Source organism: Streptomyces sp. Ag109_O5-10, assembly GCF_900105755.1.
Lineage (GTDB): Bacteria > Actinomycetota > Actinomycetes > Streptomycetales > Streptomycetaceae > Streptomyces.
Genome location: NZ_FNTQ01000001.1, coordinates 5965088 through 5976597, shown reverse-complemented (window position 1 = coordinate 5976597; position 11510 = coordinate 5965088). Strand labels below are relative to the sequence as shown.

Sequence of the window (11510 nt, the reverse complement as noted above, 5' to 3'; positions counted from 1 at the left end):
GGTCATGTCACCCTAGGCCGCGGGCCAGGGCACCTGCGGCGAGCGGTAGTAGGGGATGCCGAGGGCGTCCCAGCGCGGTGCCTGGGCGGCGAGCCGCACCTTGTAGGCGTCCCAGGAGTGGGTGGCGGCCGGCGACCAGCCCAGCTCCGCCACGCCCGGCAGCCTCGGGAAGGCCATGGAGTCGATGTCGGCGTCCGTGACGATCGTCTCGGTCCACAGCGGCGCCTCCACGCCCCTGACGGCCGAGGCGGGGGCGCCGGCCAGGTAGGTGCCCGGGTCCCAGTCGTAGGACCGCCGCACCTCCACCAGTCCGGCCCAGTCCTGCCCCAGCGGCGTGTCCTCGGTGTACTTCATGTCGAGGTACACCCGGTCGGCGGGCGAGAGGATCAGGCCGGTGCCGTTCCTGGCGGCGTTCACGACCTGGGCCTTCTCGTCGGCGCCGGTGTCGTCCAGGCCCCAGTACTGGGCCAGGGCTCCCGGCGCCGGGTGGGCGCCGGTCAGCTGGTGCCAGCCGATCACCTTCTTGCCGTACTTCGCGACGATGGGCTGCACCCGGTCCATGAACGCGACGTAGTCCGCGTGGCTGGTGGAGTGCGCCTCGTCGCCGCCGATGTGGAGGTAGCGGCCGGGGGTGAGGGCGGCCAGTTCGCGGATGACGTCGTCCACGAAGTCGTACGTCACCTCCTTGCCGACGCACAGCGAGCTGAAGCCGACCTCCGTGCCCGTGTACAGCGGCGGCGCCGTGCCGTCGCAGTTGAGGCCGGCGTAGGAGGCGAGGGCCGCGTTGGTGTGGCCGGGCATGTCGATCTCGGGGACGACTTCGAGGTAGCGGGAGGCCGCGTACCGGACGATCTCCCGGTACTCGGCCTTGGTGTAGAAGCCGCCCTTGCCGCCGCCGACCTGGGTCGAGCCACCGTAGCCCGCCAGGCGCGGCCAGGAGTCGATCGCGAGGCGCCAGCCCTGGTCGTCGCTGAGGTGCAGATGCAGCTCGTTGATCTTGTAGAGGGCCAGCTGGTCGATGTAGCGCTCGACCTGGGCCACGGTGAAGAAGTGCCGGGAGACGTCGAGCATCGCGCCCCGGTAGGCGTAGCGCGGGCGGTCGGTGACGGTGCCGCCCGCGACCAGCCACGGGCCGGGCTGCACGGTGTCCTTCTCGACGGCCGGCGGGAGGAGTTGGCGAAGGGTCTGGACGCCGTGGAAGAGGCCGGCGGGCTCGGCGGCGGTGATGGTGACGCCGCCGCGGCCGCTGTCGAGCCGGTAGCCCTCGGCGCCGAACGGGCCGTGGGACAGGACGAGGCGGATGCCCGCCGCGCCGTGGGTGGTCACGGGCAGCCGGTAGCCGGTCGACGGGCGCAGCAGGTCCGCGAGGTACTCGGCGACCCGGTGGGCGGCCCCGGAGCCGTCGACACGGATCGCGGTGGTGCGGGTGATGCGGTACGGCGTGCCGCCGGGGGTGACCGAGGCGGGCGCCGGGACGACCCGGCCGAGCGGGGTCGCCCCGGTCGCGGCGGACGCCGGGGCGGCGCCGGCCGTGAAGGCGCCGGCCGCCGCGACGAGCAGCAGGGACCCGAGGACGCGGCCCATTCGGGGGGTTCGGGGAGTCGTTCTGTGGTGCGATCGCACATGCGCTCCCTTCAGCGGGGGTCGAGACCGACCAGGATTGGTCGAGACCACTCTCCCGCACTTCCGGTGGAACAATCCCCGCGTGGTGGAAATCATCCAGAAGGATGGCACGTGGGTCTTCGACGGCGCCGCGCTGCGGCTGACTCCCGGGCGGGACAGGAACGTCGGGGTGCTGCGCCGGGCCCTGGGTGAACTGGTCGTCCCGCTGGGCGCCTTGGCGGGGATCTCGTTCGAGCAGGGCCGCAGGCAGGGGCGGCTGAGGCTGCGGCTGCGGGACGGCGCCGATCCGCTGCTGCACGCCACCGGGGGCCGCCTCGCCGAACCCCACGATCCCTATCGGCTGACCGTCGAGCCGGACCGGTACGGGGTCGCCGAGTACCTCACGGACGAGGTGCGCGACGCGCTGCTCCTGGAGCGGGTGCCGGGGACGCCGGTGAGCGAGTACCTGCTGCCGGGGCCGCCGCTGCCGGTGTCGGTCTCCGCCGGGGACGGCACGGCGTCGTTCGACGGGGAGCGGGTGCGCCTGGAGTGGAACTGGAAGACGGAGGACGCCAAGGCCGCCGCGGGTCCGCGCACGCTGGCCCTGGCGGACATCCTCGGCGTGGAGTGGCAGCCGTCCGCCGGTCTGGAGAACGGCCATCTGCGGTTCCGGGTGACCGGCGCGCCGGTCCGGGAGCGGGCCAAGTACGACCCGAACGCGGTGGAGCTGTGGGGGTTCCGCCGGGATCCGCTGATGGCGCTGGTCGCGGCGGCGGTGCAGGCCCGGCTGCCGCATCCGTCGGCGGCCGCCGCGGCGGAGGCGTCCCGGGAGCCGGACGGGCCGGCCGGGGACGACCACGACGCGCTGCTGCGCCGGCTGCGCGAGCTGGGTGAGCTGCACCGCGCGGGCGTGCTCACCGACGAGGAGTTCGCGAGGGCCAAACAGGCGGTCCTCAAACGCTTGTGAGGACCGCCTGCGGGTGCCTTGCGCCCTGCCTCCGGCGCACGGCCTGGCGGCTTTGTCCCCGCCGGGCCCTACTTGGCCTTGCGGGCCACCGTGAAGTGGTCGATGCGGTCGCCGGTCTCGGCGATGCCCGACACCTTCAGCTTGGCGTACTGTCCGCGCGGGGCGGGCTCGACGTCGACGCGCAGGAACGAGTAGTTCAGGTACCGCACCCGGGACCAGGTGACGGTCTCGTTGACCTTGCCGTCCTTGGTGTTGATGAAGGAGGCGACGGAGTCGAGCTCGTTCAGGTGGCCCTCGTAGGAGTCCGGGGCGCTGAACGCGTAGAGGCTGCGGCCGGCCGCGCCCGCGGTGACGTAGACGACACCCTCGGACTCGGGGTAGGCGGTCTCGCCGATCGGGAGCTTCTTGACGACGGTGTTGCCCTTGATGACGTCGGTGCGCTCGTACTGGTGGTTGTGGCCGTTGATGACCAGGTCCACCGTGTACTTCTCGAACAGCGGCACCCACTCCTGTCGCACGCCCCCCTCCGAGGCGTGCGCCGTTGAGGTGCAGTAGGCGCAGTGGTGGAAGAACACGACGATGAAGTCGATGTCCTTCGAGGCGCGGAACTTCTTCAGCTGCGCCTCGAACCACTTGGTCTGAGTACCGCCCGAGATGCCCAGATTCGCCGGGATCTCGAAGGAGACGTCGTTCGGGTCCAGCGAGATGATCGCCGTGTTGCCGTGGACGAAGGAGTAGACGCCCGGCAGGTTCTTCTTGTCCGGCCCGTTGTCGGGCAGGGTGAAGCGGGCCTCCTCGCCGCCGTAGCCGTTCGGCGAGTACCAGGCCTCCATGTCGTGGTTGCCGTACGACACCATCCACGGCACGGACTTGGCGACCGACTCGGTCTGGGCCAGGAACTGGTCCCAGGTGCGGGAGTCGAAGACCGCGTCCGAGGCCTTGCCCTGGCCGGCCGGGTCGGCGTAGGCGATGTCGCCGGCGTGCAGGTGGAAGCTGGGGTTCTGGCCGAGGATCAGGCTGTCGTTGGCGAGGGCGTGGTAGCTGACGCCCTGGTCGCCGAAGGCCGTGAAGGTGAACGGCTGCCTGTTGCGGGGGGCGGTGGTGAAGGTGCCTATGGTGCCGGCGAACTTCGGCGAGGCCGGGTCGAAGCCGTCGTGGCCGACGCCGTAGAAGTAGGTGTGGCCGGGCTTGAGGTTGGCCAGCTTGGCGTGCACGTAGTACTGGGTGTGGTCGCCGCTGGCACCGACGCCGGCCGGGGTGTACAGGGTGCGGATCTCGGCGTCGATCTTCACCGAGAGGTGGGAGGCATGGGTGCCGATGCGGACGAAGGGCTTCTTGACCGCGACCGGGACCTGCCAGGAGATCGTCATCTCCGTGCCGGCGTCGTTGCCGAAGGCCAGGTGGCGGCCGAACGGCGCCACGTAGGCGCCGTCGACGTACTGGGCGGCGGGGGCGGCGGACCGGGTGGGGACGGCGGCCCGGGCGGTGCCGCCCAGGACGAACGAGCCGCCCGTGACGGTGCCGAGGGTCACGGCACCGCCTCTGATCATGGAGCGCCGGGAGAACTTGGCGCGGAGGTACTCGTGCTGCTCGGCCATGCTCATGCGGTCGGCGAGCTCATCGGGTACGCCCATACGAGGAATGTCCATGGCGTCTGAAAATCGTCTCCACAAGCAACGTGGCGCAAGACACAGGATGGACGGGCCGCGAACAGCACCCCATAAGAGATTCAACAGTCCGCTGCCCGGAATCGGGCAGGATTCTTGCGAAACCGGCGCCGGTGCCCGAGGATCTACCGGGTGCACGACGAACTCGTTGATCATCTGACGCGATCCTCGCCCCTGAGCCGGGGCGAGGCGCTGCGGGTGATCCAGGACGTGCTCGCCTACTTCGACGAGACGACCGCGGACTTCGTGCGTCGCCGCCACCGCGAGCTCCAGGCGGAAGGCCTGGTCAACACGGAGATCTTCGACCGGATCGCGGCGGATCTGAAGTACCGGGCGGTCGCCCCGCCGGAGCTCACCCTCCGGCAGCTTCGTCGCATGGTCTACGGATGACTACGGCCTAGGGATACGGAACAGCCATATATGTGCGGAATTGTCGGATACATCGGTAGGCGCGACGTCGCCCCCCTCCTTCTCGAAGGTCTCCAGCGGCTGGAATACCGCGGTTACGACTCGGCGGGCATCGTCGTCTCGGCGCCGAAGACCGCCGGTCTGAAGATGGTGAAGGCCAAGGGCCGGGTCCGCGACCTGGAGGCCAGGGTTCCGGCGCGCTTCAAGGGCACCACCGGCATCGCCCACACCCGCTGGGCCACCCACGGCGCCCCCTCCGACCTGAACGCCCACCCGCACATGTCGGCGGACCAGAAGGTCGCCGTCGTCCACAACGGGATCATCGACAACGCCGCCGAGCTGCGCCGCAAGCTGGAGGCGGACGGTGTGGTGTTCCTCTCGGAGACCGACACCGAGGTCCTCACCCACCTGATCGCCCGTTCCCAGGCGGAGACCCTGGAGGAGAAGGTCCGCCAGGCGCTGCGCCTGATCGAGGGCACCTACGGCATCGCGGTCATGCACGCCGACTTCCCCGAGCGGATCGTCGTCGCCCGCAACGGCTCCCCGGTCGTCCTCGGCATCGGCGACAAGGAGATGTTCGTCGCCTCCGACATCGCGGCCCTGGTCACCCACACCCGCCAGATAGTGACCCTCGACGACGGCGAGATGGCCACCCTCAAGGCCGACGACTTCCGCACCTACACCACCGAGGGCACCCGCACGACGGCCGAGCCGACCACCGTGGAGTGGGAGGCCGAGTCGTACGACATGGGCGGCCACGACACCTACATGCACAAGGAGATCTTCGAGCAGCCGGACGCGGTCGACCGCGTGCTGCGCGGCCGCATCGACGACCGCTTCTCCACCGTGCACCTCGGCGGCCTCAACCTGGACGCCCGCGACGCGCGTGCCGTGCGCCGGGTCAAGATCCTCGGCTGCGGCACCTCGTACCACGCGGGCATGATCGGCGCCCAGATGATCGAGGAGCTGGCCCGCATCCCCGCGGACGCCGAGCCGGCCTCGGAGTTCCGCTACCGCAACCCGGTGGTCGACCCCGACACCCTGTACATCGCCGTCTCCCAGTCCGGTGAGACGTACGACGTGCTCGCCGCCGTCCAGGAGCTGAAGCGCAAGGGCGCGCGGGTGCTGGGCGTGGTGAACGTGGTGGGCTCGGCGATCGCCCGGGAGGCGGACGGCGGGACGTACGTGCACGCGGGCCCGGAGGTCTGCGTGGTCTCGACGAAGTGCTTCACCAACACCACAGTCGCGTTCGCCCTGCTGGCCCTGCACCTGGGCCGCATCCGCGACCTCTCGGTCCGCGACGGAAAGCGGATCATCGACGGCCTGCGCAAGCTGCCGGCCCAGATCTCCGAGATCCTCGCCCAGGAGGCGGAGATCGAGAAGATGGCCGCGGAGTACGCCGAGGCCCGCTCGATGCTCTTCATCGGCCGTGTCCGGGGCTACCCGGTGGCCCGCGAGGCCTCCCTGAAGCTCAAGGAGGTCTCCTACATCCACGCGGAGGCCTACCCGGCGTCCGAGCTCAAGCACGGGCCGCTGGCCCTCATCGAGCCGGCCCTCCCCACGGTGGCGATCGTCCCCGACGACGACCTCCTGGAGAAGAACCGCGCGGCCCTGGAGGAGATCAAGGCCCGCAGCGGCAAGATCCTCGCGGTGGCCCACCAGCACCAGGAGAAGGCCGACCGCACGATCATCGTCCCGAAGAACGAGGACGAACTCGACCCGATCCTCATGGGCATCCCCCTCCAACTCCTCGCCTACCACACGGCGAAGGCCCTGGGCCGGGACATCGACAAGCCGCGGAACCTGGCCAAGTCGGTGACGGTGGAATAGGGCCGTTCGAGTCTGCGGGCCGGTCCCGTTCCCCGCGTCCCTGAAGGGGCGTCACCCCTGTTTTATTGGGGGCGCGGGGAACCGCGCGAGCAACCCCCACGCACCCGCACGGGCCGGACGACCGAACGGACCCCCTCGTGTGCCACCGGCAACGAAGGGGTCCGCTCATTGGATCGCCGGGGACGCCCAACTCCCCGGCGTCGGCTGCCATATCAGCCGTGGGCCGTCACCCCCCGACCGGCAGCCCGCCCCGGCAGCACCGTCGGCCAGTGCGCGAGCGCGGCCGTCGCGGCGTACCAGGCCACCGCCCCCGCCGCCACCGCAACCCAGCCGCCGACCTTGGCCAGTGACGAACTGTCGGCGAACTGGGCGACGGCGAGCAGGAGCATCGCCAGGAACAGCAGTCCGTGCATGCCCTGTCCGAGCTGGTCGCCGCCCGCGAGGGTCAACGACAGCGCCACGAGGGCGAAGAGGAGCAGGAAGAGCCCGGCACCGTTGGCCGAGGTGTGGCCACCGGACGAGACGGCCCAGGTGAACCAGAGGGCGCCGAGGGCCACATAGCCCGTGCCGTTCGCGGCGTCACGGTCACGGAAGGCCAGCAGGCCGACGAGGAAGAGGGCGACTCCGCCCACGTAGTGGGCGATTGACACGGCGTCGGAGGTGGTGACGCCGTCGATGACACCGGTGGTACCGAGTCCGAACGCCAACAGGGTGATACCCAGGGCGAGTCGACCGGCCACGGTGGTGGTTCCGCTTCCCGCAGAGACGTCGTTGTCCACGGCGGGCTCCCTTCATGCTTTGTGCAGTTGTGCGCGGTGACCGATATATGCCCTTCACAAGGGCACAAACACCTCTGCACGCCAGGAATTTCAGGCATCGCACGAAGAGGGCCGGACCGTTCCCACGGCGCATCTCACCTGGGAGAACGTGGAGTCACGGAATGACAACGACAGGCCGCCTGGCCCGCTTGGCGAGCCGCCCGGCCACGGAGCCGAAGATCCGCCCGACGATCCCGTGGGTCGAACCCACGACGATCGCGTCGGCCTCGTACTCCCGACCCACCTCTTCGAGTTCGTGGCAGATGTCACCGCCGCGCTCGACGAGGATCCAGGGCACTTCGGCCAGGTAGTCCGCACAGGCGAGTTCGAGACCGAGCACCTCGGTGCGGTGGTCCGGAACGTCGACGAAGACGGGTGGCTCGCAGCCGGCCCACACGGTGGTCGGCAGTCGGTTGGCGACGTGGACGATGATCAGCCCTGCGCGGGAGCGGTGTGCCATCCCGATCGCATAGGCGAGGGCCCGCTCACTGGAGGTGGAGCCGTCGAAGCCGACGACCACTCCGTGTTTGAAGGCGGGATCGCAGGAAGGGCGTGCCTCTTCCGCCGCCAGCGCATCGGCCGCCGTGGGGTCGGCGACCGGCCGCTTGCGGTCCGCTGGATCGTAGAATTCGTGACCGGCCATGGCTGTCTCGGCGTTGTGATCCTTGTGTGGGAGGGACGGTGTGCGGCGAGCTTGTGTCCGGGAAACATCTTCCCCACCCCATACCCTCAAGGGTACGGCGGCACGCCTCCTCAGCCCAGATCCCGCGCACTCTCCGTAGGGACCTTCCCCGGAGTCGGTTAGGGGTTCCAGGGAGCATGCACGAGCCGCGCCCGTAACGCAATGGTTGCTGCCCCGTACAGGCGGTTTGCGCATGATTCGGACAGCACCGGGGCCCACGCACGGTGACCGACCGCTCGAACGCGCGTTGATCCCGGTACGAGTGCGTCACGAGGGAGTACCACCATGTCCGGACCGCGCCGCACCACCCCTGCCCCGCACCGCGCCCCTGCCCCGCGCCGCGCGCCCACCTCGCGCCGCGCCCCCACCTCGCACCGCGCCCCCGATCCCCACCGCGCCCCGGACGCGCGCCGCGCCCCCGACCCGCGCCGCGCCCCCGACCCGCACCGCGCTCCGGACAGCGCCGGCGACGTGGTCCGCTGGGCCGTGTTCTCCTGTGTGCTCGTGCCCGTGGTGCTCCTCTGGTACGGCACCTCGGCGTCCGGTGCGGCCGGCACCGCCCTCGGTCTCGCCGCCGTCACCGCCGCGTGCCGCTTCCTGCTGCGCCGCTCGGAACTCGGTGCGAGGCTCGGCGCGGAACGCGGGACGGCGGCCCGGGGAGGCGGACGTCACACCCGGAGCACTACACCGGTCGACTGACCGGTTTCCGCGCACGCCAACGTTTCTTTTCAGCCAACTTGGCGGACCTGTGCGGGAGGGGCACCAACCACCCCCCAACCCCCGTTCCACCTGCACGGAAAGGGTCCGCAGGCCCCTCCGCACCCTACGCGGTTTGGCCACTGCGACGAGGCGCACTTCCCTGCACGGCCCGTGAGTGCAACCCTTCGTGATCGAATGCTTCACGCCAAGTTGTCATGTCGACAATCGACGGCGTGTCGAACTGGTCAACGCGAGACCGCGGAAACCAGTAGATTCGATCTTGACGTCTTACGGCGGGGGACTCGTGCAGGACCGAGGGGAAACGTGCAGGAGCGACACAACCGAGGAGCCGCGACCACCGAGGGGGGCTTAGCAGGATGAGCCACGACTCCACTGCCGCGCCGGAAACCGCGGCCCGGAAACTGTCCGGGCGACGCCGCAAGGAGATCGTCGCGGTGCTGCTGTTCAGCGGCGGCCCCATCTTCGAGAGTTCCATACCGCTGTCGGTGTTCGGGATAGACCGCCAGGACGCCGGCGTACCGCGCTACCGACTACTGGTGTGCGGTGGCGAGGAAGGCCCGCTGCGGACCACAGGGGGCCTGGAACTCACCGCGCCACATGGCCTGGAAGCGATCTCACGCGCCGGCACGGTCGTCGTACCGGCCTGGCGCTCGATCACCGCGCCGCCACCGGAAGAGGCACTGGACGCGCTGCGCCGCGCCCACGAGGAAGGGGCCCGCATCGTCGGGCTGTGCACGGGCGCGTTCGTGCTGGCCGCCGCAGGCCTGCTGGACGGCCGCCCGGCCACCACCCACTGGATGTACGCGCCGACGCTGGCCAAGCGCTATCCGTCGGTGCACGTCGACCCACGGGAACTCTTCGTGGACGACGGCGACGTCCTGACGTCCGCCGGTACGGCGGCCGGAATCGATCTCTGTCTCCACATCGTGCGGACGGACCACGGCAACGAGGCGGCCGGTGCGCTGGCCCGCCGTCTGGTGGTCCCGCCGCGCCGCTCGGGCGGTCAGGAGCGCTACCTCGATCGATCTTTACCAGAGGAGATCGGCGCCGACCCGCTCGCCGAGGTCGTCGCCTGGGCGCTGGAGCACCTCCATGAGCAGTTCGACGTGGAGACGCTGGCGGCACGCGCCTACATGAGCCGCCGCACCTTCGACCGCCGCTTCCGTTCCCTGACGGGGTCGGCGCCGCTCCAGTGGCTGATCACGCAACGGGTCCTCCAGGCGCAGCGCCTCCTGGAGACGTCGGACTACTCGGTGGACGAGGTGGCGGGCCGCTGCGGCTTCCGCTCCCCCGTCGCCCTGCGCGGTCACTTCCGCCGCCAGCTGGGTTCGTCCCCGGCGGCGTACCGGGCCGCGTACCGGGCACGCCGCCCGCAGTCGGACCGCGCCGAGGCCCCGGAACCGGCTCCCCTGCCGCCCACCGGCCCGCTCGCGGTCCAGTATCCCGAGGGCGTACTGCCGATGCAGACCCGCAGGACAGCAGCGGTAGGCCTCTCTCCCAGCCTCCCCGGTCCCCGCACCGGCAGCTGACCCTCCGGTCACGCCCACCCGAACCCTCGGGTGGGCGTGACCACCCCCCTCGCCCACCCACCACCGGCTCGGTGGGGCACCAGGGCGAGGCCGAAAGCACGCCGCGAGACCGGCACGGCACGGCGCCCTCGGTCACGACGAGGCACGGCCCTCTCCCGGTCTCAGCCCGTCCGGCTCCTGAGGCCGCCACCGCAACGGCGGCCCCAGCCCCCGAGGACGACGACGATCAGCGGCCCTCCGGCTCCTCCAGCGCTCGAGGACGAGGCCGTAGGCCGATGACGCGGGGGTGCGGGAGTGCGGGGGCGGCAGCCCCCGCAGACGTCGGCGTCGCACCAGGGGCCCACAAACGCCGACGTCAGCTTTAGGGTGGTCGCATGAACGATCGCATGGTGTGGATCGACTGCGAGATGACCGGCCTCTCGCTGTCCGACGACGCGCTCATCGAGGTGGCCGCACTGGTCACCGACTCCGAGCTGAACGTGCTCGGCGAGGGCGTGGACATCGTCATCCGTCCGCCGGCCAAGGCACTGGAGACGATGCCGGAGGTGGTGCGGCAGATGCACACCACGTCCGGCCTGCTCGACGAGCTGGCCGGCGGCACGACGCTCGCCGAGGCCGAGGAGCAGGTCCTGTCCTATGTACGGGAACACGTGAAGGAACCCGGCAAGGCCCCGCTGTGCGGCAACTCCGTCGGCACCGACCGCGGCTTCCTGGCCCGGGACATGGCGGACCTGGAGGGATACCTCCACTACCGGATCGTCGACGTGTCCAGCGTCAAGGAGCTGGCCCGGCGCTGGTACCCGCGGGCGTACTTCAACAGCCCGGAGAAGAACGGCAACCACCGCGCCCTCGCCGACATCCGCGAGTCGATCGCCGAGCTGCGCTACTACCGCGAGGCCATCTTCGTCCCGCAGCCCGGCCCGGACTCGGACACCGCGCGGACGATCGCGGCCAAGCACGTCCTGCCTGCGGAGTAGGCCCCCGAAAGGCCCCGGAAGCGGCTCCCGGAAAGCCGTGCGCGAGCACCCCTTCGGACCCTGTACACTTTTTCTCGGCCGGTCGGAGAAACCACAGAATCACCGCCGGTCGTGGTGGGTGTAGCTCAGCTGGTAGAGCACCTGGTTGTGGTCCAGGATGTCGCGGGTTCGAGTCCCGTCACTCACCCCATGGGACAGGCCCGTGATCTGCGGAACGCAGATCACGGGCCTGTCCGGCGTTCGGCCACAGGCGAGTACGTCGGTCACACGCCGTGGGGTTTTCGCGGCACCGACACCGAAGCCGGATCAC

General features: G+C 70.5%; 10 protein-coding genes and 1 tRNA gene. 7 read left to right on the top strand and 4 right to left on the bottom strand.

Annotated elements, in window-relative coordinates; genetic code table 11:
• Positions 1–12: 12 nt before the first annotated feature.
• The gene (locus BLW82_RS27345) at positions 13–1584 is read right to left on the bottom strand and encodes a beta-N-acetylhexosaminidase (RefSeq protein WP_177233082.1); all 1572 of its coding nucleotides are present in this window, start codon (positions 1582–1584) and stop codon (positions 13–15) included.
• Between the two features lie 121 nt (positions 1585–1705).
• Here BLW82_RS27345 and BLW82_RS27340 point away from each other — a divergent pair, with 121 nt between their 5' ends.
• The gene (locus tag BLW82_RS27340) at positions 1706–2569 is read left to right on the top strand and encodes a DUF4429 domain-containing protein (protein WP_093502674.1); all 864 of its coding nucleotides are present in this window, start codon (positions 1706–1708) and stop codon (positions 2567–2569) included.
• A 68-nt stretch (positions 2570–2637) separates the two neighbouring features.
• Here the strand turns inward: BLW82_RS27340 and BLW82_RS27335 are convergent, their stop codons facing one another.
• Positions 2638–4203: a purple acid phosphatase family protein gene (locus BLW82_RS27335; protein WP_093502672.1), complete on the bottom strand. Its 1566-nt coding sequence runs from the start codon at positions 4201–4203 to the stop codon at positions 2638–2640.
• Between the two features lie 165 nt (positions 4204–4368).
• On the opposite strand from BLW82_RS27335, the gene BLW82_RS27330 reads away from it, so the two are divergent.
• Both BLW82_RS27330 and glmS read left to right on the top strand, forming a co-directional pair.
• Entirely contained in the window at positions 4369–4626 is a 258-nt protein-coding gene (locus BLW82_RS27330; RefSeq protein WP_093502670.1) for a hypothetical protein, read from the top strand.
• A 30-nt stretch (positions 4627–4656) separates the two neighbouring features.
• A complete protein-coding gene (gene glmS / locus BLW82_RS27325; protein ID WP_093502668.1) occupies positions 4657–6474 on the top strand; it encodes a glutamine--fructose-6-phosphate transaminase (isomerizing) in 1818 nt (605 codons plus the stop codon).
• Between the two features lie 212 nt (positions 6475–6686).
• On the opposite strand, the gene BLW82_RS27320 is transcribed toward glmS, so the two are convergent.
• Positions 6687–7253: a GPR1/FUN34/YaaH family transporter gene (locus BLW82_RS27320; RefSeq protein ID WP_093502666.1), complete on the bottom strand. Its 567-nt coding sequence runs from the start codon at positions 7251–7253 to the stop codon at positions 6687–6689.
• Positions 7254–7407: 154 nt separating this feature from the next.
• Positions 7408–7935, bottom strand: coding sequence for a universal stress protein (locus tag BLW82_RS27315; RefSeq protein WP_093502664.1), 528 nt, complete (start codon positions 7933–7935; stop codon positions 7408–7410).
• Positions 7936–8259: 324 nt separating this feature from the next.
• On the opposite strand from BLW82_RS27315, the gene BLW82_RS45675 reads away from it, so the two are divergent.
• From BLW82_RS45675 to BLW82_RS27295, 4 genes are all read left to right on the top strand, one after another.
• The gene (locus BLW82_RS45675; protein ID WP_256215971.1) at positions 8260–8673 is read left to right on the top strand and encodes a hypothetical protein; all 414 of its coding nucleotides are present in this window, start codon (positions 8260–8262) and stop codon (positions 8671–8673) included.
• Positions 8674–9050: 377 nt separating this feature from the next.
• Positions 9051–10223, top strand: a complete 1173-nt coding sequence (locus BLW82_RS27305) for a helix-turn-helix domain-containing protein (protein ID WP_093502662.1) — start codon at positions 9051–9053, stop codon at positions 10221–10223.
• Between the two features lie 374 nt (positions 10224–10597).
• On the top strand, positions 10598–11200 hold the full coding sequence (gene orn, locus BLW82_RS27300) for an oligoribonuclease (protein WP_093502660.1): 603 nt from the start codon (positions 10598–10600) through the stop codon (positions 11198–11200).
• Positions 11201–11314: 114 nt separating this feature from the next.
• Positions 11315–11390, top strand: a tRNA-His gene (locus BLW82_RS27295).
• Positions 11391–11510 lie beyond the last annotated feature (120 nt).